This is a genomic window from Paenibacillus sinopodophylli, from assembly GCF_005930355.1.
In the GTDB taxonomy this organism is placed as follows: Bacteria; Bacillota; Bacilli; order Paenibacillales; family Paenibacillaceae; genus Pristimantibacillus; species Pristimantibacillus sinopodophylli.
This window is the reverse complement of the sequence record NZ_VDBO01000001.1, coordinates 1674755-1699606: the sequence shown is the minus strand read 5'-3', so window position 1 is coordinate 1699606 and position 24852 is coordinate 1674755. Positions and strand designations below refer to the sequence as shown.

At 43.8% G+C, this 24852-nt stretch carries 17 protein-coding genes; 13 read left to right on the top strand and 4 right to left on the bottom strand.

Translation table 11 applies throughout. The annotated features are described in order from the left end of the window. The first annotated feature begins 229 nt into the window (after window positions 1-229). The 3 genes from FGT79_RS07765 to FGT79_RS07755 all read left to right on the top strand — a co-directional run bounded on the left by FGT79_RS07765 (window position 230) and on the right by FGT79_RS07755 (window position 2703). The gene (locus tag FGT79_RS07765) at window positions 230-826 is read left to right on the top strand and encodes a TetR/AcrR family transcriptional regulator (RefSeq protein WP_138752133.1); all 597 of its coding nucleotides are present in this window, start codon (window positions 230-232) and stop codon (window positions 824-826) included. 19 nt (window positions 827-845) lie between these two features. After that, on the top strand, window positions 846-1652 hold the full coding sequence (locus FGT79_RS07760) for an AraC family transcriptional regulator (RefSeq protein WP_138752132.1): 807 nt from the start codon (window positions 846-848) through the stop codon (window positions 1650-1652). Between the two features lie 79 nt (window positions 1653-1731). Then, on the top strand, window positions 1732-2703 hold the full coding sequence (locus FGT79_RS07755) for a proline dehydrogenase family protein (protein WP_138752131.1): 972 nt from the start codon (window positions 1732-1734) through the stop codon (window positions 2701-2703). Between the two features lie 181 nt (window positions 2704-2884). Here the strand turns inward: FGT79_RS07755 and FGT79_RS07750 are convergent, their stop codons facing one another. Beyond that, window positions 2885-3181, bottom strand: a complete 297-nt coding sequence (locus tag FGT79_RS07750) for a response regulator transcription factor (protein ID WP_138752130.1) — start codon at window positions 3179-3181, stop codon at window positions 2885-2887. 819 nt (window positions 3182-4000) lie between these two features. Here FGT79_RS07750 and FGT79_RS31025 point away from each other — a divergent pair. From FGT79_RS31025 to FGT79_RS07720, 6 genes are all read left to right on the top strand, one after another. Then, window positions 4001-4768 carry a sensor histidine kinase gene (locus tag FGT79_RS31025; protein WP_171056114.1) on the top strand — a complete coding sequence of 256 codons (768 nt, stop codon included), beginning with the start codon at window positions 4001-4003 and terminating at the stop codon, window positions 4766-4768. Further along, window positions 4761-5450 (top strand): response regulator transcription factor, encoded by a 690-nt coding sequence (locus tag FGT79_RS07740; RefSeq protein WP_171056113.1) that lies wholly within the window; start codon window positions 4761-4763, stop codon window positions 5448-5450. Before FGT79_RS31025 ends, FGT79_RS07740 begins: the two co-directional genes overlap by 8 nt. 38 nt (window positions 5451-5488) lie before the next feature. Next, the gene (locus FGT79_RS07735; protein ID WP_138752127.1) at window positions 5489-5950 is read left to right on the top strand and encodes a GNAT family N-acetyltransferase; all 462 of its coding nucleotides are present in this window, start codon (window positions 5489-5491) and stop codon (window positions 5948-5950) included. A 240-nt stretch (window positions 5951-6190) separates the two neighbouring features. Continuing rightward, window positions 6191-12868, top strand: coding sequence for a glycosyl hydrolase 53 family protein (locus FGT79_RS07730; RefSeq protein ID WP_138752126.1), 6678 nt, complete (start codon window positions 6191-6193; stop codon window positions 12866-12868). Between the two features lie 243 nt (window positions 12869-13111). Beyond that, the gene (locus FGT79_RS07725) at window positions 13112-14899 is read left to right on the top strand and encodes a cache domain-containing sensor histidine kinase (protein ID WP_138752125.1); all 1788 of its coding nucleotides are present in this window, start codon (window positions 13112-13114) and stop codon (window positions 14897-14899) included. Window positions 14900-14953: 54 nt separating this feature from the next. Then, window positions 14954-16504 carry an ABC transporter substrate-binding protein gene (locus tag FGT79_RS07720; protein ID WP_246096205.1) on the top strand — a complete coding sequence of 517 codons (1551 nt, stop codon included), beginning with the start codon at window positions 14954-14956 and terminating at the stop codon, window positions 16502-16504. A gap of 78 nt (window positions 16505-16582) precedes the next feature. Here the strand turns inward: FGT79_RS07720 and FGT79_RS07715 are convergent, their stop codons facing one another. Next, window positions 16583-18103: a family 43 glycosylhydrolase gene (locus FGT79_RS07715; protein WP_138752123.1), complete on the bottom strand. Its 1521-nt coding sequence runs from the start codon at window positions 18101-18103 to the stop codon at window positions 16583-16585. Window positions 18104-18411: 308 nt separating this feature from the next. Here FGT79_RS07715 and FGT79_RS07710 point away from each other — a divergent pair, with 308 nt between their 5' ends. The 4 genes from FGT79_RS07710 (at window position 18412) to FGT79_RS07695 (ending at window position 23780) form a co-directional block, all read left to right on the top strand. After that, window positions 18412-19380 (top strand): ABC transporter permease, encoded by a 969-nt coding sequence (locus FGT79_RS07710; RefSeq protein ID WP_246096203.1) that lies wholly within the window; start codon window positions 18412-18414, stop codon window positions 19378-19380. A gap of 33 nt (window positions 19381-19413) precedes the next feature. Beyond that, window positions 19414-20310, top strand: coding sequence for a carbohydrate ABC transporter permease (locus FGT79_RS07705; protein ID WP_138752122.1), 897 nt, complete (start codon window positions 19414-19416; stop codon window positions 20308-20310). A 66-nt stretch (window positions 20311-20376) separates the two neighbouring features. Next, on the top strand, window positions 20377-21984 hold the full coding sequence (locus tag FGT79_RS07700) for an extracellular solute-binding protein (protein WP_138752121.1): 1608 nt from the start codon (window positions 20377-20379) through the stop codon (window positions 21982-21984). Window positions 21985-22175: 191 nt separating this feature from the next. Then, complete coding sequence (locus FGT79_RS07695; RefSeq protein WP_138752120.1) at window positions 22176-23780, top strand: helix-turn-helix domain-containing protein; 1605 nt, start codon at window positions 22176-22178, stop codon at window positions 23778-23780. Between the two features lie 76 nt (window positions 23781-23856). Here the strand turns inward: FGT79_RS07695 and FGT79_RS07690 are convergent, their stop codons facing one another. Together FGT79_RS07690 and FGT79_RS07685 are read right to left on the bottom strand one after the other, a co-directional pair. After that, window positions 23857-24153 (bottom strand): putative quinol monooxygenase, encoded by a 297-nt coding sequence (locus FGT79_RS07690; protein ID WP_138752119.1) that lies wholly within the window; start codon window positions 24151-24153, stop codon window positions 23857-23859. Between the two features lie 27 nt (window positions 24154-24180). Beyond that, window positions 24181-24819 carry a nitroreductase family protein gene (locus FGT79_RS07685; protein WP_138752118.1) on the bottom strand — a complete coding sequence of 213 codons (639 nt, stop codon included), beginning with the start codon at window positions 24817-24819 and terminating at the stop codon, window positions 24181-24183. Window positions 24820-24852 lie beyond the last annotated feature (33 nt).

Sequence of the window (24852 nt, the reverse complement as noted above, 5' to 3'; positions counted from 1 at the left end):
TCAACCTACTCCATCCTTTCAATACTTATCTCTGTGTGTACTTAATTTACACTGTGTTATATAATAAACAATGTATAAATTAGATTATAAGCAGAATTGTTCGGTTTACAAGCGACAGTAATGAGTGAAAGTGTAAATTAGTTTACAACTAAAGGATATGTGTTGATTATGTATTAGAAGTTATACGAAATGGCTGGAAGTGTAGTTTGTACAAAGAAAGGAGCAGAATATGAATCATGCAACGCCGCGAACAGATCCTCGTATCTTACGAACGCGACAATTGCTTAGAGATGCCTTTATTGAGCTGCTGCAGGAAATAGATATTGAGAAAATTTCGGTCAATCGGCTGGCCGAACGCGCCACGATAAACCGTGTTACCTTTTATCTGCACTACCGGGATATTCCAGATATGCTGGAGAAGATGGCGGATGATATGGTGGTAGATATTCAGAAGGTTTTGGACGGAACCCCGCCGCATCCGGATGCGAAAGAAGGGGAGTCTTGGCCGAAGCTCGTGAGCCTGCTTGAGCATCTTGCCAAACATGAGAAGTTCTATAAAGTCATTCTAGCGACGCATCGAATGACAATTTTCTCTGACCGTCTGCTGAAGCTGCTTGCGAAACTAGTAAGCGAAAGAATAGAAACAAGGGAAAGCGATCCAGATCGTTCATCAGCCGTGATTCAGAAGGATATTGCCATCTGGTATAGCTCATCTGCCTTGATCGGTACGATTATTTCATGGCTCCGTTATGATATGCCGTATACGCCGCTCTTTCTCGCTAAACAATTTGCTCTGATTTCTTCAAGAACAAACGATAAAGCTTAAAGACATAGGAGGCCTCAGCATGTCGGCAGTAGCCTTTCACCGGAATCCATTGCTGCCTTTCTTGGAAGCCAAACAATGTGTAAGCAATGAACTTGCCTATCATAAGCATTTTCATGAGGAATATTCGATTGGACTAATTGACAGGGGCGTAACTGATGCTTGGTGTGATGGGAAATCGCTTCAAGTAGAAGCGGGAAGGATAATCAGCTTTCCGCCTGCAATGATTCATGCTTGCCGCCCTCAAGAGGATATGCAGTGGCAGTATAAGATGCTGTATATCAAGCCTGAATGGTTTCAAGGCCTTAAACAACGAGAGATTGACCAGCTTTATATCCCTTATTTATTGGAAGATGGTAAAAATAAAGCTTGTCGTTTGCGATTAAACGAAACGATGGATGCGATCTCTAGAAAAAGTACCCCCCTTGAGATTGAAACGGCTTTAATCGAGCTCGTGCAAGCCCTCGTAAGCGAGAATACCTCCGATCTTGAGCATGAAGGACCAAGTAATCAGGATCAGAAGTATGTCATAGGCATCAAGGAATATCTGCATGCACATTTTGCTGAATCTATTACGCTTCAGCAGCTTGAGATTGAAACGGGAATTAGCAAGTTTCATCTCGTACGGCTTTTTAAGAAGTGGAGTCATATTCCTCCTCATGCTTACCAAATCCTGCTGCGAATCAATCATGCGAAGATCGAGCTGGCGAAGCAGCGGCCAATTGCAGATATAGCGGCAGAATTAGGCTTTTATGATCAAAGTCACTTCACGAAGGCATTCTTGAGGATAGTGGGGGCAACTCCACATAAATATGCGTTATCGATTTGAGATGGAGCAATATTTTACAATACCGATTTCGTTCTAGCCTGTAAACTTGATTTACTTGATAGAAGGAGAGGTAAGAACGATGCATCTAGAATCAGATTTGGAGAAACCATTCGCAGCAGCTCTTAAAACAATCGCTCGCCGTGCAGATCTAAAGTCTTTTGTGGAGAATACCCCACATCTAAAGCACATGCTGCAGCTTGCGGCTGCGCGGTATGTTGCAGGAGAAACACGTCAAGACGGACTCGAAGCAGCACAGAAGCTTATAGCTAGAGGTTACGCAACATCTCTTGAGTATATCGGAGAAAATACGAGCCTCGTCTCGGAATGCGAGGCAGCAGCTGTTGAGCTGTTAGCTTTGATTCATGAAGCTGGACGGAGCAGTATCTCATCACGAGTGTCATTCGATCTATCGCATATTGGGCTATTGCTGGATACCGAACTTGCTTATTCGCACCTGATGAATCTAGCCGCCCACGCACAGAAGCTCGGTGTTCAGTTATTCATCAGTATGGAAGAGTCCGCCAAGACGGATAGGATTCTCTCTATATATCATCGAGCCGTTGCCAAGTATTCGAATATCGGCATTACGCTGCAGGCCCAGTTGAATAGAACACCTAAGGATTTGGCTGCATTATGTGATTCACCTGGTCGTATCCGCATCGTCAAAGGAGCTTATCAAGAGCCCGATGACTGTATGATTCCTCGTTCATCAGAGCTTAATCTTCGATATCTTGAACTTGTCGAATCCGCCATTCGTCAAGGACATCATGTGTCCATTGCAACTCATGATGAATCGATTATTGAGGAGCTGCTTGGTCGACCATTGCAAAACAATGCAAGTGTAGAATTCGAAATGTTGTATGGCATACGTCCAGATTTGAGCAGTAAACTCAGGGCAGAGGGATTTCCCGTACGGATTTATGTTACGTATGGACATGAATGGTATTTGTATTTATGCCACCGCATTGCGGAGTACCCACCGAATCTGTTTCAAGCAGTGATTGACACGGTGAGCAATGAGAAAGTGGAGTCTGTGCAGGCGTATACGTGATATTTCAACAGTTTTAAAAAAAGAAGCCTTCCTTGCACATGTTGGTTGTACTTACATGTGAACGAGGAAAGGCTTCTTTAACGTGGAATCCCTGAACAACAGCGAGCGGAGAAACATTCTACTGCGCAGTGTATGCTGTAACCTATGAATGTCTGTCCGCTTTAACATCGCAATTAATTGTTTAGGAAGATAGCGTATAGCGGAGTAGAACGGAGAACAATTGCCGCATCGAGTGAACACCGATTTTGTTCATTAGATTGGCGAGATGATTTTTGACCGTTTTTTCACTTATGATACATAACTCGGAAATTTCACGATTGGAATAACCATTAACAACGGATAGGAACAGCATCTCTGATTCACGCTGAGTAAGTTGGTAGAGGGTTGAGAAATCTACCATAGCAGACTTCATTCTTTGAGAGAGGAGTGGATCCAACGCTTCTTGAGATCGTTTCCTGTCTTCATAGGTCAGTTTCATCTAGTTATTCTTACTTCCCATCATTAGACGAATGGAGAAAAACAAACTTGCGGCAAGTAGGAAGCAACCCAATACGTTCCAAAGTATCCATAGCATGTTGATTGGTCTCCCTTGAAGTTTTATTCTCATCTGCAGAAGATAAGTGAATCGAGTCTATCATTGTTATTCATGAATCGTTTCTGATTCTTTTGGCTTATATCAAATGTGTTGATTTTTAATTAATTGGTACTTTTGGCTTATGTAACCTAACTTATCTCATTATAATTAATGAGTAACACTTATACTAGATGAAGAAGCTCACTAAAAATAAAAGTGTTTGTGTCATTTTTCAGCAAAATCCTCTAATACGTATGACTAAAGTCATGTTTGTGATAAAATAATGGTAAATCTATCATGTCATGCGAGGACGTAATTATGGATGCACCAATAAACCAAAAAATGATGCACACCTTGTTCGTTATCATAATAGGAGCGACGATCTGCTTATTGTTACATACCAATCAGTTTTCTCTGGGATTATTATTATTAATATGCACGTATATCATTGTCGTCTGCATTCGGTATTACATGATCAAGATCAAGCTGCAGGGACTATCAGGCATATTATGCCTCACTTTTCAACTAGCATTAGCTTCTATGATTTCAATCATGTCGGAAAGCTTTTTTGCACAAATTTATATTTTGGTTCTTGTTGGCGAGTTCAGCTTACATCACAGCCGAAATCATTCTTTGATCTTTACTATAGTGAGCTACTTGAGCTGTGTGCTGGGCCTTATGATTTATCGTCAGTTTCCACCATTTGAAGAGATATTTTATCTAGTGCCTCGAATAATTGAGTACTTTGCTATATGCGCAATAAGCCTGCTTGCAAAAACGGCCTTTCAGCAAAAGAATCAGCTGGCAAGAGACAATGAGCAGCTGCAAATCGCATCTATTGAATTAGCGAAAAAAGCCCAGTTACAGGAGCGAACCAGAATATCACGTGAAATTCATGATTCGGTTGGGCATACGCTGACAGCAGCATTAACCGGTTTGCAAACAGCAGCGCATGCGATAGAGAAAAATAATTATCCCATTGCTAAAGACATGATCGATAGAACGAAAGATTATATTCTCAGAGGTTTGGATGATGTTCGCAGTTCGGTGCACTTACTGCATGAAAATAGACTGGAACAGTCGTTTCTACCTGAGCTTATCAGGCTGATTGATGAGACCAAGAAACAAACACAAATACAAATTTCATACGAAATAGACAAGGCTATGCCTGAGCTGTTGCCCATGATTGAGTTAACCCTATACCGCGCGTTGCAAGAAGGTTTAACAAATGGTATTCGGCACGGCTCCAGTACCTTTTTTCACTTCGTGTTGAATTATCATGCAGGGCATATACAGTTTTTATTATCCAATAATGGCAAAGCGCCTTCGGAGCTTGTTCTTGGCTTTGGTCTGAAAGCGATGAACGAGAGAGTGAAGGAAATCGGCGGAGTGCTGAAGATTAGGAATGATGCCTCAGGGAGCGGTTTAACGCTGGATATATGTATCCCATTTCCGATGACAATGATAGAGCGGAGTGATCCATTTGTCTAAAAGAACAATTCTAATAGCAGACGATCAACCATTGATTCGTGACGGTTTGGCAGCTATCCTCAACATGGAGGATGACTTTGCCGTAGTGGCTACTACCGGCGATGGACTCTCGACAATTGCCCAGGTACGGGCGCATCGTCCAGAGCTCGTGCTGATGGACATTCATATGCCTAAGCTGGACGGCTTGGAAGCAACCAAACAGATTCAAGCAGAGTTTCCGGATACGAAAGTGTTGATACTGACAACATTCGAGGATGAAGAGTACATTTGGGAAGCGATACGTCATGGCGCTAGCGGGTTTTTAGTTAAAGGTGTAGAGACGCAGAAGCTGTTCGCTATTGTGAAGGACTGTCTAGAGGGGAGAATCAACTATCCTTCCCGTATTCAGTCCCGTCTTGTACAAGCTCTCCATTCCTCCGAACAATATAAACAACAATCGTTGCAAGAAATAATCGATTCTAATAACCCCGAATCACAGTATGATGACAGATTGAATGTTTTGTCCGCACAGGAACGGAACATTATGACGAAATTGAAACAAGGGAAATCGAATCAAGTCATTGCTGCTGAATTGTTTCTAACAACAGGTACAGTGAAAAACTATTTAAGTTCGATTTATAAAAAGCTAAACGTTGCAAGTCGAACAGAAGCGATTGCTTATCTCCATGATGTAAGGTCCTAATTGTCCGATTGATTAATTCGTATATTCGGAGGTGCAAGATGCTACTCAGAATTGAGAATGTTGCTAATAGACAGAATGATATAGCTATCATTAGAAATTGGATCAGTGTTTCTCCAGCAGACGAAGCATTGTCCAACTATTTGAAGCATATAACGGAGAACGATGTTAATAAATATGCTGTTCCGATGATGCTAATTGCACTTTTGGATGAGGAGCCAGTTGGCGTCATATCACTGATGAACGAGAATGGATGTATGGATAGCAGCTTTACCCCATGGATTGCTCATTTTTTTGTTGTAGAGGAGCAAAGAAGTAGAGGAATTGGGACTTATATGCACAACTATTTGTTAGAAGAGGCATTAACTATGGGGTATGAGAAGGTATATATAGCCGTTGACCAAGCTGATTATTTGGAAGAACGGGGTTGGAACTACTTGGAATCGAAAAAAACGAAAAATGGAAGTACGATGTTGATTTACGTGAAGGAAATCGAAGTATAGTGGGTTTATCTTGGTTTTAAACTTCTGAGTACTGTTAATATAAAGAAGAAAAAGCTGATTTTCGGAGTACTCCGAATCAGCTTTTTTTTGTCGGCTTCACTGAATAATAGTCAAAAAATAAAAAGATTAAGCTAAGATTATCAAAGCTAATAGAAAGTTTTCACCGTATGATTTCGTATTCTCCTGCCCTAGAATCAAAGGGTATAGCACAGATAATGAACAAAAAGAGGAGGGTATTAAATGATTAAGACGACAAACCGAAAGAAAATAGCAGTCCTATTGAGCTTTATGCTGCTAACCAGCTTACTAGCTTATTTAGGGCCCAATAACCAAACGGTATTCGGGGCGGTATCCAATCTGGCAGTGAATGCCGGTTTTGAACAGGATGGTGCTGTAACGACTACACCTGCTGGATGGCAGGTTAATCAATCCGATGGCACTGTAACGACGCAGAACGGTGGAAGCGAAGGTAATTACTCAGCGAAGTTGACATCAACCAAGCGAACGGGCAGTTTCTCTGCTCCAAGCACAGGTATTTATCAGATACACACGAATTTGGTGCAAGGAACCTATACGTTATCAGCTAAGATACGTACTTCTACACCGAATCCATCGAATGCAACGCAGCAGCAAGCAGCATTCCTTGAAGCAAAGGACACAGGCAGCCCAGAGATGCGCGCATTCGTCAATCTGTTCGCAATGAGTTCTGGCGAGTGGGCCCATGTGGTCCTGCGAAATGTACTTGTATACAACGGTCAAGCAACGATCGGCATTTACTTACAGAATGCGGATGTTGGCGCAACGCTTGAAGTCGATGACGTTTCATTTTACTTGGAGCATTCAGATCATAATCCGTTAAAGAACTGGAGTTTTGAAAGCGGAAACATTTCGGATTGGACAAAAACAGGAGCAGCTGAAGCTGAAGCGGTAACGGGTCATGCCGATGCAGGTTCCTATGCCCTAAGACTAGGAAGAGGAGCAAAGGTAACTCAGACGGTTGCTGTGAAGCCAAACACAGATTACATTGTTTCCGCAAGAGCGAAAGTAGAGAGCAGCAATGATCGCATTCACATCGGCGTTGAAGGTATTGAGGAGAGTCGCTATGCACCTTCTGCGACAACGAATTATACGCTTCTGCCGCTTTCTTTCCGCACAGGGCCTGCTGAAACGACTGCGTCAATCTATGTAGAGCGGAGCCTTGATGGAACAGGCTATGGATATGCGGACAGTCTTGATTTGTTCGAGATCGACAACACCATTGTGAAAGGTGTTGATGTCTCGTTCTTGAAGGTCGTTGAAGACTATGGCGGCACCTATAAGGCAAACGGTGTTACTCAAGATTTTTTCGACATTATTCGGAATAGAGGGGTCAATGCCGTTACCTCGATGTTTTTTGTAGAAGCAGGCAATTACATTTATGATGAGCAGCAATGGAAAGATTATCAGGCTGGTATTCGAGAGGATCTGCCTAAACAAACGTATGACATCACTTATGTGAATGACCTTGCTCATTTGGGTACGGTATCCGCTCCACTACAGATGATTCCGGGCTATTTCGGCAAGGATCAAGCTTTGGAAATAGGCAAACGCGCGAAGCAGAATCATATGAAATTTGAAGTATCGTTACATTACAGCGATAACTGGATGAGTCAAGCCAAGGCTTGGAAGCCGCTGGCATGGTTTAATCAGAATTTACAGCAGCTGCAAACGACAATGTACAACTATACGTATGATTTTATCAAAACACTTGCCGATGAAGGAGTGGCTCCTCACTCTGTCAAGCTGGGCAATGAAGAAAACTCAGGCATCGTTTGGCCTGAAGGGAGACTCTATTCTAATGATCGTGTAGGTTTTGGGAAATTAGTAAACGCTTCCTATCAAGCTGTGAAGGATGCATCGCCAACTACACAAGGCTTTCTCCATCTAAACAATGGCTATGATGTGGATTATACGAATACTTGGTATGACCGTAATGAGCAAAATAATATTACATGGGATGGCGAGGCGTATTCGCTGTACGGCGGGCGAGAGATTGGCAGTATTATTAGCATGCTGAACAATAACCTCAATCGCTGGAAGGGTAAGGCTGTTATATTCTCAGAAACAGCGCTTGCACATACAAGAGAAAATATTTCTCCGGTTGCCAATGGCTCCGCGATGAGCAATAAATATTACGAGGTTTCGCAGCGAGGACAATACAACTGGCTTATCGAATATATGCAGGCATTCCGAGATGTTCCTAATCCATACAGCTCTGAGATCGGCTTTTTCTATTGGGCCGCTGAGTGGATAAGCAAAGGAGAAGGACATAGTGAATGGTACAGCCCTTGGATACCAGGCGGCAGTACATCTGAGTATGGGAATACAATCGACAAAAGGACGTTATTCACTTATGACGGACATGCATCTGACGGATTATATGCGTACTTGTGGCGTGGGAAGGCAGCAGCGAAACCTTTGACAGGCAAGCTGTCACATAGCGGCGTATCCGATACTTATGCAGTTGAGCCGACACCAGTAAGCGGTATTGAGCTTGCGGCGGAAGATTTGCTGCTAACGGCTGGAAAGAGTGGGAAGATGATTCCTACAGTGAAGCCGATTAATCAATTTGCTTATACGAACATCACCTGGACATCAAGTGATGCCTCGGTAGCTGTCGTGGATAAATCGGGTATAGTTACCGCGTTGAAAGCAGGCGAAGCCACGATAACTGCTGTAACAAAAGATGGTGGTTTTGCAGCCACACGAAAGGTTGTTGTTTCCGCACCTACACTTGCGGGCAGTATCAACATTGCTGCTCCTAGCCTATCTGGAAATACGCCCTTGGCTGCGATTGTCGGTGAACGTATTAAAATACAAGCGGGTTTAACGAATAGCCCTTCCGATAACAGACTGATCTATACATCATCTAATCCGTCTGTTGCAAGCTTCCTCGGTGAGGCAGCAGAGAAACAGCATTCGGGGGTATTAATTCAACAGCTGGGTGTCACAACGGATGTAACCTTAATGGTGCATCAGGATGGCGAATCTACGATTACCATTGCTTCTGCTGATGGAGAGTCTGTACGAACATTCGTACTTAGTTCGACCAAAATTGCAGTTACAGGCGTACAAATTCAATCTAATGATAGTGAGCTTGGAGTTGGACGTTCCAAGCTGCTGGAGTCTGTCGTATTGCCTCAGAATGCCTCATTCCCGGGCGTTACTTGGAAGTCCAGCGACAATGCGATCGCTAAAGTAGATGAGAAAGGTCTTGTAACCGCTATAGGTGAAGGAACAGCCGTTATAACGGTGACGACGGATGAAGGTAGTCTTACGGATACAGTGAATGTGACCGTTGTTCCGGTGAAGTCGGAATCGTTGAAGCTCAATACCTCACTGATTCGTCTTCGTGCAGGCGACATTCAGACCATTACTGCAAGTGTCCTGCCGCTTGATGCAGCAGATAAGTCGGTAAGTTGGCAATCAAGCGATCCATCTGTTTTTACAGTGACAGGTGGCACGGTTACAGCGGTTGCTGACGGTGAAGCTATCCTAACGGCAAGCACTTCGGATGGCGGAGCATCAATCTCTGTAGACGTAATTGTGGCAGATAACCTTCCTGTAACCGCAATTGAACTAGATCATGCGGCAATCACGGTCACAGCTGGTGAATATGCGAAACTGGAGACACAGATTAAGCCGGCAGCAGCGGATAATCAAGGCGTATCTTGGACATCTTCGGATGAAAGTGTTGCAACGGTAACCGGGATTGGTGAAGTTATCGCGCATAAGCAGGGGAGTGCTGTTATTACTGTAATAACCGATGATGGCGGCTTTACAGCACAAGCTACGATAACAGTTGATGATCGTCTTCAACTTGGCAAGACAACGGGTGCGAGCCGACTCCGAGCAGCTAATCCTGTAGAGTTTGCTATTGATGGGTTGTCTAATACAGCTTGGTCACCTGGAGCTGGACGGGTTAATCAATCCGATTCTTGGTGGATTAATTTAGGGAAGTCAGCTGTCGTTAATCAGATTGATGTGGAGTTCTGGGGGGCTTCCAAATATGTGATTGAGGTATCTCAGGATGGCATTTCCTATCAATCTGTTATTAATCAAACGCAAAGCTTTAGCGCAACTAACAAAGTATCGCATGTGCTGCCTGAAGGCACGCAGGCTAAATTCGTGAGAGTAGTCATTTATGAAACTTCTCAAGCAGCCGGTACAACTTGGCCAGGCATTGTAGAATTTAATGCTAGAGGCAAATTTGTCGAACAAGCAAAGGAAATTGTACTAAGCGAAACAAGCAAAACGGTCATTATGTCAGATCAATTAAATCTAACAGCATCGTTAAAGCCTTCTTTCATTAACGAACCAATTACATGGACTTCTAGCGACACTAATTTGGCTGAGGTAGTTGCGGTTGGAAATTCGGCTCAAGTGACGACGAAGGTGCATAACGGAGAAGGCGGGGAAGTCAAGCAAGCTACGATTACAGCGAAAACGGCTAGCGGTCTATCAGCGAGCGCAGTAATTGGTATTAAGGTGCCTATTATTGTAGAAGCCATTGAAATGTACCGTAAAGATTCGATCAGCATCCCTAATGATGGGAAGATTGATTTAGTTGAAGGAGCAGGCTTGGCACTTGGAGTTAGCGTATTTCAAGGCGATGCCGATTACAGGCCGATAACATGGGTGAGCAACACACCTGAAGTAGCGTCGGTTGATTCTGTAACGGGACAAGTGACGGCACATCAGCCAGGAATTGCGGAGATTACCGTCATTGTAGATTCCTATGGAAATCTAGCGGGAGGCTTTTCCTTTACTCAAACGATAGAACTAACCGTCAAGAGTAAACCGGTCATTCCAGCAATACCGGATGGTGTTGCAGCAGTTGCAAGCGGTTTAGCAATTGCGGTTAGCTGGTCTCACGTAGAGGGAGCAGACGGTTATCATGTATTCCGAAGCGGCGAGGATGGGGAATACGTGCAAGTAACCCAGACACCAATTGTGAGGAGCAGCTATCAGGATACAGAACTTGCAGCCGGCACGACATATTCATACGTCGTTACTGCTATAAACAGTGCAGGGGAGTCTGCTGGCTCGTCACCTGTATCAGCAACAACCGAATTAGTAGAGGTGATTCCTGCCATTCCGGATGGAATAGCTGCAAACAGTAAAGGAAGCAACGCGATCGAAGTAACTTGGAACGCGGTTCCTGGTGCTTCTTATTATCAAGTATATCGTTCAGATGCGGAGGAAGGTCCGTTCGTTCAGCTTGATCCAACGGAAGTACGGGATACGGTTTTGTTTGATTCCGAGTTGCCACCTGCAACGACATTCTACTACAAGGTCAGTGCAAGAAATGGTGCAGGTCAATCCGATCAATCACCTGCTGTATATGCTGCTACTTTGCCAGAAGTCATAGCGAATCCGCCGGCTGCTCCTGCTTTGCTTACGGCAAGCACAGGTCTAACAAATTCAATTTCAGTTCAATGGAAATCGGTTGAGGAAGCGGATAACTATCAGGTTTACCGGTCTGACTCCATTGATGGGTCATACGTGAAGCTATCATCCTCGCCTATAACAGGAACGCAATATACGAATGACAGCTTGGCATCTGGAAAAACTTATTTCTATAAGGTGACAGCATGGAATGCAGGTGGAGAGTCGGAGAAATCCGATGCTGTTGAAGGAAGAACAGTATCTGTAACCCCAACCCCAGGCCCTACGACTACTCCGGTTACGGAAGTCAAACCAGACAACCGGTCAACGGAGCTTACGATCAGCGATGGCAAGCTGGAGCTAAAAGCTGAGCAGAATGAACGTGGAGTCGTCGAAGTTAAGCTAACGCAAAAAGATATTGAAGATGCTCTAGCCAAAACGACAGGCAATATCCTACAGATTCATGTAATACCGAATAAAGAAGGGGCAGAGAGTGTCGCATTCCAACTGCCTGTAAATAAGCTGACGGAACAATCCTCACAAGTTGACAAGGTTATATTTGAGGTTAATGGGACAGTATGGATTTTAGACCAGTCCGTGCTTCGTCAATTGGTCGGCAATCGGGATCTCCTTACGCTGAATATAGCGCTAACTTCAACTGCAGAGCTTCCATCTGCGGTACAGGAAGCAATTGGTGATCGTACTGTATACGAGTATGAGGCGGCAATCGATGGGCAAGTTTTCTCATCAGCAGAGGTACAGAAGTTGGCACAGATCGGTTTGCCTTACGCCTTGAGCGGAGATGAAAAAAGCCATCAGGTCGTTGTTTATCAGATCACACAAGATGGTAAACTAGAAGTTGTTAAAAAAGCGAAATATGATGTTGGAACTAATCTCATTAGCTTCGCGCCGACTAAAATCGGCCGTTATGTTGCGGTTAATGTGGAGATTTCATTCGCAGATCTGAGTCAAGCAGCTTGGGCTAGAGATGTGATCGAATCACTGGCTGCCAGACAAATTGTGAATGGAACAGGGAACGGTTTGTTTGAGCCCAATCATTCGGTTACAAGGGCCCAGTTTATTCAGATGCTAATGAATTCATTTGATCTCCCTAATCAGACCTCCGAAAGCACATTTACGGATGTCACCGGCGATGCATGGTATGCAAACGCTGTTGCGGCAGCTGAAAGCTTAGGTATTCTTACGGGAAGAGCAGATGGAAAGTTTGACGGTCAAGCTACCATAACGAGGGAAGAAATGGCTGCCTTGGTCTATCGCGCAGCAAGCAAGCTTCAATTATTGCATGGAACGAATGAAAGCCAGTCCTTCTCTGATGCATCTGCCATCTCCGGTTATGCCCTAGAAGCTGTAAAAGCTATGCAGTCACATGGCTTAATAAAAGGAATGGGTGATGGACGCTTCCAGCCAAAAAGTGTTGCCACAAGGACACAAGCAGCCCAAATCATTTATACCTTCTTATCGCTAGACTAACTCGCACTAATAGACTAGGGGCTGTTTATGGATCGGTACATCCATAAACAGCCTTTACTATTTCATAAATCGCCATTCGAATTAGGCATTTTCTGAACGTATCTATTGCCAATACCGATGATCATTTATTAGTGATATAATTCCTATTGAAAACCGGATGAGCTCAAGTGAAAATCAAATGGCGTTATTCATGAAGGCGCTCTCAGACGAGTAGTAATAGTGGAATTGGAAGGGAAGGGTCGAATGAGTCGAAAAAAAAACTGGTTCTCCAATTTAAGCATTCGTTATAAGCTGTTTGCCTCCTATGTGCTGGTCATCATGATTCCATTTATGCTTCTTCTCATTATTCATATTAACCTCACACAGAACGAGAACAAGGATTCGGCGGTATACGCCTCACATAAGATGCTTGACGAGTCGAAATCCTATTTGGAGTACAAGGCACAGGCCATAACTGAGGTGCTTAACTTCATTGGATTCAACTCCTTAGTGCAAGCGGGAGTTACGGCTGATTCCTTGCCCTATGAGGACATTAACCATTGGCACCAGGATGCACTCCAATTATCGCGGCTAATTAATCAATTCCGATATAACGAAGATATTGATACGATTCAAATTTATATGAGGCAAGGTCTTGCAGGAGCAACAGAGAGTACTGAGTTTTTGAATATTGGCAAGGTGGAGTCCATGAAGTGGTTTAAAGACTTCGCGGCTTCGAAATCCGTATTCGCCTGGCTTCCTTCGACGTTATTAGAAGCGGGTGCAGATCCAAGAGAGCTGACGGTACTGCGCAAAGTGCCTAATGCTCACAACATTCAACAATTTGACGGAATCGTGCGTGCACGTGTGAAGCCGAGTGCGATGCAATCCGTGTTGGATCATGCCATTCTGTTTCCTGAGGCAGCTTCTCTAATGTTTAATGACAGAGGAGATGTTCTCAGTCAATCCGATCAGTTCCCCTATGGGACGGACTTGGTGAGGGAAGTGCGGGATTTATTTTATGAATCGTCTGATGGAGTCAGTTATTTCGATGATAACTACAGCATGGATGGAAAACGATATTTGCTCGGCGTAATGGCGATTCCAAGTACTGAGATGAAGCTTGCCTTAATCGTTCCTTATTCGGATATATTGCTGTCCAGTACGAAGGCTCGTAATCGAATTGTTTCGATCTTCCTGTTAGTGGTGCCTTTCATGCTTCCTTTGTCGTTTTTTGTCGCGGCAACGGCAACGAAACGCATTCGGCGTCTGATCGTCCATGTCCGTAAGGTGAAGCACGGCCAATTCCAGATTGCGCTGCTTCCTGCGAGTGAGGATGAGATAGGCGAGCTTACACACAATTTCAATGTGATGGTCCAGAATATTTCGGGCTTAATGGATGAAACGTACACATTAGGACGAGAAGTGAAAAATAAGGAGCTGGTAGCGCTCCAGGCCCAGATTAACCCTCATTTCTTGTATAATACGCTTGAGCTGATCAATGTAATGGCCATCGAGTCAGGCTCTACCGATATAAAGCGGGTTGTGGATGAACTGGCTGTCTTTTATAAGCTAAGTCTATCTAATGGTAAGGAATTTGTAACGCTAGAGAGCGAGTTGCAGCATATCGAAGCTTACGTTCGGATACAGAACATGAGATTTGGAAATCCCATAACATTGGAGCTCGAAGTCTCGCGGGAGCTATTCTCATGTGAGCTTCCCAAAATCCTTTTGCAGCCGCTTGTAGAAAACGCCATTTTGCATGGTATATTGGAGAAAGATAGTGAGAGAGGTGTGATCCGAGTTTCAGCGTGTGTGGTGAAAGCGGATGTTGTCATAGAGGTGTTTGATGATGGCGTCGGTATGGATGAAGGGAAATTGAATACGATACTCACTGGACAAAATGTAAGCAGCAAGGGCGGAGGTTATGGTGTGCGAAATATTAATGAGCGCTTGCAGCTTTGTTATGGGCCCTTGTACGGTTTGAAATATGAAAGCACAAATGGCGAAGGCACAAGAGTACTCATGCGTGTTCCATTAAGGAAAATATAACGCGATACGGATGAGACAATGTATGAAACGGCGGATGGATAAGGAGGAATGGCATTGGATTTCGTAAGAAGAAACGTGGTTATGTTAATCACACTTACACTGTTTCTAGCAGCTTGTTCTAATCAGGTCACGGAGTCAGATAATAAGGAGGGCAAGGATAAATACGCTCATGAAGTGAAAATTAAAGGATATTTGATCGGCGAGGCTCCAAGCGGCATGTCCAAAGTGCTGCAAGCGCTTAATGAAAAGCTGAAGCATGACATCAATGCGACACTTGAGCTGAACTATATAGGCTGGGGGGATCTCGCAACGAAATATCCCTTTATTCTGTCTTCTGGAAAAGAGATCGATTTTGTATTCGCGGCGGACTGGAACTTTTATGTTTCGGAATCGGCGAAAGGAACATTTCTCCCTCTTGATCCGGATTTGCTCAGAAAGCATATGCCTGTACATATGAATAATATGTCGCCAGAAGCGCTGGAAGCAGCTTACGTGAATGGCATGCCTTATATGATTCCAACCTCTACACCTGATCGGAAGGTCAGCATGGCCCTGTTCCGGAAAGACCTGATGGAGCAGGCGGGTATGACCGAGATTACGAAGTTTTCCGATATCGAGCCTTATTTGGCAGCGGCAAAAATGTTTAGTCCTACCATGATTCCACTTAACCTAGACTCTCAATTCGATCTACCATCTCCTTATATGTATTTATTATCAGAGAAATTTGCATTCGGAGGAGCACCTATCGACTCTGGAGATCCGATGGCGCAGGGGGTAACAACCGACAACGAGGACCCGGCGGGTCAAATTATGAGCATGATTGAAGAGCCTGTTCTCAGCAGTCAAAAGTATGCAGCCAGCATGATGAAGAGTTGGTATGACAAAGGTTATGTCAATCGCAATCCCTTCTCGAACAAAGTTCGCTCCAAGGATGTTTTCTGCGAGGGGCAATCAGCCGTAGCATTCGGAAATTCGTATGATATGATTTCTGTGTTTGATGCCTGTGAACGAAAGGGAATTGAAGTTTATCCATTTCCGTTATTGTTTCCTTCAGGTAAAGTTACGCAGACAAGCTGGCTGAACAACGGCATCGCGATAGCTGCCAATTCTAAAAACCCAGAGCGTACGATGGAAGCACTGGATTTAATAATGGAAGACCCTGATTACGTCAATCTGACCTACTATGGCATAGAAGGCGAGCATTATAAGTTGACAGCTGATGGAACAGTTGCACAGCTAAACTCAGCGCTTCCAGAGGAAGACAGTTATCCGCCGGATGCTTCTGGTTTTTGGTTCGTCAATAAAGACCAATTAAAGCCGATGTCCACATGGACAGATTCCTATATTAATCTGAAAGATCGGATCGACGATTATTTGGAGCCTTCGACCTATTTGGGTTTCTCGTTTAACCCAAGTGAGGTGAAGGAGGAGGTAGCTGCGCTGAAGGCTGCTTCTATGCTCTATGCTCAGCCTCTCTATATTGGGGCAGTGGATGACATAGACGCCTCATTCGAGCAATTAATAAGCAACTTAAAGGCTGCAGGTATCGACACGGTGAAGCAGGAAGTGGAGAAGCAGACTGCGGAGTATCGTGCCAGGCAATAAACCTATACGTTTTACTGAAATAGAAGCCTGCCTGACGTGATTTGTCTGAGCAGGCTTCTATATCGTGCTTAGTAAATATTAATTTTTAATCAACGTCCAATCGTCTACTTTCACCCAATTATTCGCATTTGCCACGGAATAAACACCTACCTGTGCTGTTCCATTTGTTACGACGATATTAGGAATTGTTATTTGCGTCCAACTGCTGAGCGTACTGTTGATTGAATAAATTTTCTCTGCACCGCCGAAGTTTTTCACGAAAATTTGAGCGATTGATTGGCCTCCGCTGCTTTGAACCCAAACCTTCAATGTATAGGTTCCGTTCGGGATATTGTTTACATTCTGGTAGCGGCTGGCGCTATAGGCTGAGGTAGCGTATTGCTGAGCCGCCCATCTGCCTGTACGGCCTCCTGTTATATTGCTATTAGGGTCAGTGGTTGTATTCTTCCAAGTGGACCAGCCGGCTAATGGAATCTGTGAAATACGATCCGCTTCGTAGCTTGGATTAAGAATATAATTATTGCCGCTGCCTACGCTCCAAGTACCCGCTGCAGCATCTAGATTGAATTGACTTAATGAGTTCAGAGTCGGTGTTGTTCCGTTGAATGAGAGAGGCATCCATTGATTGTAACCAATACCATTCCCCGCGAAATTGCTCCATCGATCCCCAGCAAACAAGATCGTCGTTCCGCTGGAGCCCTGAACCGGTATCATCATCCCTGTCTGCGTAACATGAGAGAAATCATTATCTGTTCCTGGCATAACCTGTTCGGCGGAATACGGACCGAACAAACTTGTAGACGTCATATAGTAGGAATGGGAAGCGTTCCAGCCATGCAGATCAGAGGAACAAAAGTAATAAACACCATTGTATTTGAACATGACATTGCCTTCGCGTCCGCCTATCGTACTCCGGTGTATCCGCGTTGCTGGCTCGACATTCAAATAGTCTGAGGACCGCAGCGGTGCAATATACAAATTGTTTCGTCCACTGGTATTGCTAAATACCAAGTAAGCTTTGCCGTCATCATCAATAAATACCGTCTGATCTCCGGACATATTGTTCACAACGTTCGTAATGGCAGTTTGTACATGATGAAAGGTAAACGGTCCAGTAGGTGTACTGCTGGTTGCGAATGCAATTCCGCTTCCTTCTGGCCCTACATATTGAGTGATGAGTACATATTGATTCGTATTGCTGTTATAAGCAACACCGAGCCTGCCCAGCCAATCCGCGTCCCATGTTGATCCATCAGTAGCCCCGGTTATGACGTTTCCTTCGAACGTCCAGTTCACCAGATCCGTAGAGGAATAAGCGGTGACTGCATTAAAGCTCGTATCACTGTTTTTGGAAGTGGGATTGTTGTAGTAGGTTACAGCTCCGTTATATTTGACCCCATACCAATAGTACTTATTCCCAACCTTTAGAATGCCCCCTCCTTGAGAATAGATCGGATTGTTCGAGGTGTCCTTCCAGAATACATCATTCGTAATCGTTTGGCTTGCCGCGCTTGCTGTCGTTGCACCAAAGAGAATAGCCGAAGCAAAAATAAGAAAAAAGCAGTTCATCAGCATGAGAATCCGAGTTGCGGTTTTCATTTACAACATCCTCTCAATATGGGATAGCGGATAAAACGGAACCTTTCTAAACTTCAATCCCTTTCTTATTAATGGCAAAGCGCAGTGCAGGTGCAGTTTTATTGTAAAGCGCTTACATAATTGTGGTAAGCCAATAAACTTATCATTTCCTTTCAAAAGTTATGATTTAAATGAGACAAGTTCGATATTTAACGTTTCTAAGGTTTTCAAAGGTTATCATAACTTTTGCTCGTATCGAGAGGTTCTTAAATTAATTAGGATAGAAATATAAACAACAGCAGAATTAATCGAAACGGAAGGTGATGTAGTTGAACACAGACGTCCAAAAGGGAGATTTGACGAAGGCTCTTCAGAAGAAAAAAACATGGGGTCTTATTAAAGATATAAGCACAAATAAGGTGCTGTATCTTATGTTTGCTCCAATAGCGATCTACTTTATTATCTTCTCCTATATCCCGATGACGGGTATCGTGATGGCATTCCAATCCTATACCGTCAAAGGGGGACTATTCTCTAGTCCTTGGGTGGGACTCGATAACTTTCAATATTTCTTTAACTCAGGCAAAGCGTGGATTGTTACACGAAATACAATTGTCTACAATGTCATTTTTCTTGGCTGCTACACGTTTTTCTCGATTTTAGCAGCGGTGTTCATATCTGAGATTCAGAAGAAATGGTACAAAAAGCTGTCTCAAACCTTAATGTTTCTGCCTTATTTCATTTCATGGGTAACCGTATCGGCATTTGTGTACAATTTCTTGAACTATGAGTATGGCATTGTAAACAAAATTTTAGAAAATTTCCATATGGAAGCGCTAGATATTTACTCAAACTCAGGCTACTGGTATTTGATTCTTCCTTTCATGTACGTATGGAAATGGGTCGGTTACGGCAGCGTGCTCTACTTGGCGGCAATCGTAGGCATCGATCAGGAAATTTATGAAGCGGCAACGATCGACGGTGCTAATCGTTTCCAGAAGATCACCAAAATCACGCTCCCATTGCTCAAGCCTACAATGGTCATATTGCTGCTGCTTGGATTGGGACGGATTATGCGAGGAGAATTCGATATGTTCTATCAGTTGATCGGAAACAATGGTCTTCTTATGGATGCTACGGATATCATTGATACACTCGCTTTCCGATCATTAATGGGAACCGCAGACTTTGGCATGGCCTCGTCTGTGGGCTTATACCAATCGGTACTTACTTTAATCATCATTCTGACAGCGAATTGGCTCGTCCGCAAATATGACCGAGATCAGGCGTTGTTTTAAACATTCAATTCTAACGACAAGAAGGTGAACGCTATGAGCAGTCTAGGTGTCAAAAGTAAAAAAGATTCAACTCCGGTCTATAGCACTATTGCGTATGCCGTGGTTACGATTATTGCTCTTGTATGTGTACTACCTTTTATCGTATTGCTGGCCGGAGCCTTTTCATCGGAAAGCTCCGTTCTCAAGGATGGTTATTGGTTCTGGCCGAGGGAATTTTCACTTGAAGCTTTTCAATTTATTTTCCGTTTTCCTGAGGATGTCCTGTCTGCCTATAGAGTGTCCATTCTGATTACTGTTATTGGAACGGTTGTATCTCTATTTATCTCAACGATGGCTGCTTATGTACTGTGCAGGAAAGAGCTCAGATATCGGAATGCACTGTCATTCTTTCTGTTCTTCACGACGCTTTTTAGCGGAGGCTTAGCGCCTTATTACATCTGGCTGAGTCGCTATTTGCATCTATCGAACACGTATTATGTGCTCATTCTAGGTCCGATGTTCAATGTTATGTATATCTTGATTTTGCGCAGCTTCATCAAAGGTTCCGTTCCAGAGCCGCTGATTGAATCCGGTAAAATAGATGGGGCAGGAGATTTACGTATATTCCTGCAGCTGGTTATTCCGTTATCCAAGCCAGCACTTGCTTCCATAGGCGTGTTCACAGCGCTGGCTTACTGGAATGACTGGTGGACAGCGATGATGTTTACCAGCAAGGATCAACTGATTCCGCTGCAATATTTGCTTTATAAGATGCTCTCAGCCATTAACTTATCTGCTGCGATGTCTGAGCATGTGTCCAGCGTCAACACGCCGAAAGAAACATTCAAGCTGGCCATGACTGTTATTGCGACAGGGCCGATCGTAGTGGTATTCCCTTTCGTACAGCGGTACTTCGTTAGTGGCATTACAATTGGTGCTGTCAAGGGTTGATATGGATTCCGAGTTCCTCGGAATGTATATAAATAGAGCTTGTCCATAATAAAGGGAGGTTTTCAGATGAAAGGATTTAGAAAAAGCAAACTTTCGGTACTCGTTCTTGCAGTCATGCTTGTACTTGCTGCTTGCAGCGGAAATAATGCTAAAGAAACACCAAGTAATTCGCCAGCCAGCACGGATACATCGACGGAGCCGGCAGCTACCAATGAAGGTAAGCCGGATAACTCCAAAGAAGCGAAGCTTGTAGGCTATGTACTTGGGGAAGCTCCAAAAGGTATGCCGGAAGTATTGAAATCGTTGAATGAAAAACTGAAAGCAGATATTAATGCAACGCTAGAGCTGAATTACATTGGTTGGGGAGATGTTGCCTCCAAGTATCCGCTAGTTCTTGCTTCTGGACAAGATGTTGATTTCGTATTCGCAGCAGATTGGAATTTTTATATCTCTGAGGCAAACAAGGGCTCATTCCTGCCATTGGATGAGAGCATGTTGAAAACCTTCATGCCGAAATATTACGCTAAACAGGACCCAGCTGCCTATAAATCTGCTGAAGTTAACGGAAAGCAGTACATGATTCCGACAACAACACCAGACCGTAAAGTAGGCGTAGTTGTTCTTCGCAAAGATATTCTAGATCAAGTTGGATTGTCGAATCCTACTAAAATATCGGAATTGGAGCCTTATTTTGCAGCCATCAAAAAAGACTTCCCAGATATGACACCGCTTAACTTGGATTCGCAGTATGATCTGCCTGCACCTTTCGGTGCGTTGGTTCAAGAGAAGTTCTCATATGCGGGTGCACCAATTGATTCGGGGGATCCTTCAGGCGTAGGCGTGTATACCGATCAGGAAGACGCAAGTGGAAAAATTGTTACGATTACAGATGAACCGATCCAAGGCTCATTCAAATATGCAGCTGAAACGATGAAAAAATGGTATGATGCAGGTTACGTGAATAAAAATCCTTATTCCAACAAAATTCGCTCTAAGGATAATTTCTGTGAAGGCAAATCAGGCGTAGCTTTTGCTAACTCGATCGATGTTCAATCGATGCTTGCAAGCTGCCAAGATAAAGGAATCGAGACGTACATTATGCCGGTACTGTCACCAACAGGTCATGCTCCTTCAAACAGCTGGCTGAACAACGGTGTAGCCTTGGCCGCTAATACGAAAAACGCAGATCGCACATTGCAAGCTCTTGATCTAATTATGCAGGATGAGTCTTATGTATACTTGATGTACTACGGAATTGAAGGTAAAAACTATGCGATTACGGCTGACGATAAATTGACGCTTCCAGAAGGCGTAACGTCAGAGAACAATAGTTACCCAGCAGATGCAGCTGGCTTCTGGTTCGTAGATAAAGATTTGTTCAAGCCGAATGCCGATTGGACGGATTCATACGTCGAGTTGAACGGCAAGATTAAAGATTATCTGCTTCCTGCCACTTATCTCGGCTTCACGTTCAACTCGGAAAGTGTCAAATCGGAAATTGCGAACTTGAAAAACGTTTCATCGCAATACTTCCTGCCGATCGCAATCGGAGCAGTTAAGGATGTTAACGAGTCATTCGATACGCTGGTATCCAAGATGAACGCAGCGGGTATCGAAAAGGTGAAGACGGAAGTAGAAACACAAGCGTCAGCATTCCTGGCTAGCAAAGGCTAAAAGATTAATATCATAGAGGAAAGCCGTTCCCTAATTGAGGGCGCGGCTTTTTATCTACGTATATAAATGTTGTAATGAGATAACAGTATAGTCGAAATAAAAGAAGAAATATCGACAGATACACACTTCATCAGTAATAATAAAGAAAATCTGATACCGTTTGAAGATTTACAGCAAGGGGGTCACAGCGGGTGAAGCTTTTAATCGTCGACGACGAGGAAAGAACAAGAGAGCTATTGAAAAATTATATTCCATGGGCTGAACTGGGCATTGATCAGGTGTTTACAGCTCGTAATGGCATTATGGCTTTGGAGTTGGGTAGAGAAGTGAGACCGGACATCGTGCTCTGTGATGTTCGGATGCCTAAGATGAACGGAATTGAGTTCGCCCAGCAATACCAGACCATTGACCAGACTTCGATATTCATATTTCTAAGCGGATTCTCAGATAAGGAATATTTGAAAGCGGCGATTCATTTGAAAGCTTTGAATTATATTGAGAAGCCCGTTAATCTAGATGAAGTGAAATCTGTCGTTTCAACCGCCATCCAATTGAAACGCGAAGAACGTAAGAAACAATCCGAGGATGAGCAATTGAAGGCTGGATTTGATCATGGTCTTCCTTATTTGAGACAGGAGATGGTACGTAAGCTTATTGCCTTCCCTACATCTGTACATGTTCGACCGGCTTTGCAAAGCAGAGAAACATTTTTATTGCCATCAGAAGGACCATATACGGTGCTTTCTGCCTTGTTGTATTGGAGTCCTATCTATTTGCCTGAAGATCCCGTTATCGTTCAGGAGCAGCTATTGTTTAAACTGAATATGCAGCCGCAATTGGACAAATATCGGGCGTTGTTCGGCTTTGATTCCAATCATTTTTTAATTATCGTTCTAGCCGGAGCCTATAGAAGCTCGTTCCGGGATAATCGAGAAGTTATTGATTCGCTATATGCAGATTTGAAAGCGATTGCTGGGCAAAATATCGAAGTAAGACTTGGGATCGGGACTGTTGTGCAGGATATTGATGAAATTCCGATATCGTATCATGCTGCCCGCCAAGCTGGTTTTATGCAATTTTATGTCGAGGGCTTGAAACCCATATTTGCGAATGAAGTAAGCACGGCTCATTCACCGCTTGAAACGAATTGGGAAGATGTTCGCCTAACGAGAGACGAGCTGCGAAAGGGAAATCTGGATGCCGTCAAACAATCCATAGACCAGTTAACGGAACGTGCACGGCAGCATATGGATATGGATATTGTTCGAGTGAAGGACACGTTCTTCCAGTTGCTGCTTGCGATTCTAGAAGTAGCTGTTCAGCAAGGATTGAAAGAGCTGACGCATGATGCAGAGCGGCGATATATTTGGAAAGAGATTGACAGGATTTCGAACCTAAACCACTTAAGAAGATATTTGCTTTCGTTTCTGCAGCTGTTCTACGAGGCGAAATCAGGCCATGCGGAGCAAGGGCTGAGCAAAATGAGAGAAATCATTCGTTACATCCATTCCCATTTTCATGAAAATGGCTTTAATATTCAACAGATTGCCGATCACGTCAATCTTAGCGAAACCTACTTATGTTCTTACTTTAAGAAGCAGCGCGGAGAGACGATTAAGGAATTCATTACGCATACAAGAGTGGAGAAGGCGAAAGAGCTCCTGCTGGATCGCGAGGTTAAATTGTACGAGGTTGCTATTGCGCTTGGATTTACGGATGCTAACTATTTTTCTACCTTTTTCAAACGATATGCTGGAGTATCGCCCTCTGAATACAGGGAAAGAACGCAGAGCTGATAAGCTCCTAATTGAACATATATACAGAGAGAGGTGAGGGGCACTAATGCCCCTCACCTCTTCCTGTGCTCACATGTTAATAATTGACTTGCTCCCCATTGAACACTCTCAGATCCATTGGAGCAGCAAGGAAAGCTTGTGCACGCTGAACGAAAGCTGTGAAGTGGGCACTTGTGTTATGAATAGTCGTTGCCTCAACGTCTTTCCACAATTCGACCATCGTATATTGTTGTTCTTTTTCTGTAGCCTTCATGAGCTCATAGCTTATATTTCCTTCTTCAGCACGCGTCGCTGCAACAAGCACTTTGGCAGCCTCTAGAAAAGCTTGCTCTTGCTCAGGTTTCACTGTGAGAGTGGCATGAATAATAATCATAGTTGTTCACCGTCCTTTATATTTTCATTATTTCCAAGTTGTAATGGTATCGACAGGCAGTCTATAGGAGGGACGTCCTTCATAATCTTGCTTTCCAATGGAAATCAGCATCACAGGTACATAACGATCCTTGTCCAGGCCGAAGGCTTCGGCAATTTGATCTCTCTCAAAGCCGCCGATTGGATTCGTATCATAGCCATGGGCGCGAGCGACAAGCATGAGCTGCATAGAAACAAGTCCTGCATCAACCATCATGACATCACGCAGGTCAGCATCCGATATATTTTCGTAATAAGGGGTAAAAGCTTTTAGTTGCATATCTTTGATTTCCTGAGGCATATAACCGAGTTCTACAGATTTACCGAAGATTTCCTCCGAATATTGAAAGTGATCCTTGTCGCCGAACACGGCAATTACCGCTGCTGAAGTACTCACTTGATTTTGATTGAATCTGGCGAGTGGAGCGAGCGTTGCTTTGCCTTCGTCACTCTCAATGACGACGAAACGCCAAGGCTGCATGTTAACGGAAGAGGGAGCCGTTGTCGCCTCTGCCAAAATTTCAGTAAGCTCTTCACGGCTGATTTTGACACTAGCATCATATTTTTTAACGGAGCGACGTCCGTATACCACTTCATTGAAATCATTTGTTTTTTGAAATTTACTCATGTTGTTGTAATCTCCTTTATGATGTGAATAGAT

Excerpts from the sequence above, each read along its gene's own strand:
- FGT79_RS07765 (WP_138752133.1), top strand. The coding sequence starts at position 230 with ATGAATCATGCAACGCCGCGAACAGATCCTCGTATCTTACGAACGCGA.
- FGT79_RS07760 (WP_138752132.1), top strand. The coding sequence starts at position 846 with ATGTCGGCAGTAGCCTTTCACCGGAATCCATTGCTGCCTTTCTTGGAA.
- FGT79_RS07755 (WP_138752131.1), top strand. The coding sequence starts at position 1,732 with ATGCATCTAGAATCAGATTTGGAGAAACCATTCGCAGCAGCTCTTAAA.
- FGT79_RS07750 (WP_138752130.1), bottom strand. The coding sequence starts at position 3,181 with ATGAAACTGACCTATGAAGACAGGAAACGATCTCAAGAAGCGTTGGAT.
- FGT79_RS07735 (WP_138752127.1), top strand. The coding sequence starts at position 5,489 with ATGCTACTCAGAATTGAGAATGTTGCTAATAGACAGAATGATATAGCT.
- FGT79_RS07730 (WP_138752126.1), top strand. The coding sequence starts at position 6,191 with ATGATTAAGACGACAAACCGAAAGAAAATAGCAGTCCTATTGAGCTTT.
- FGT79_RS07725 (WP_138752125.1), top strand. The coding sequence starts at position 13,112 with ATGAGTCGAAAAAAAAACTGGTTCTCCAATTTAAGCATTCGTTATAAG.
- FGT79_RS07715 (WP_138752123.1), bottom strand. The coding sequence starts at position 18,103 with ATGAAAACCGCAACTCGGATTCTCATGCTGATGAACTGCTTTTTTCTT.
- FGT79_RS07705 (WP_138752122.1), top strand. The coding sequence starts at position 19,414 with ATGAGCAGTCTAGGTGTCAAAAGTAAAAAAGATTCAACTCCGGTCTAT.
- FGT79_RS07700 (WP_138752121.1), top strand. The coding sequence starts at position 20,377 with ATGAAAGGATTTAGAAAAAGCAAACTTTCGGTACTCGTTCTTGCAGTC.
- FGT79_RS07690 (WP_138752119.1), bottom strand. The coding sequence starts at position 24,153 with ATGATTATTATTCATGCCACTCTCACAGTGAAACCTGAGCAAGAGCAA.
- FGT79_RS07685 (WP_138752118.1), bottom strand. The coding sequence starts at position 24,819 with ATGAGTAAATTTCAAAAAACAAATGATTTCAATGAAGTGGTATACGGA.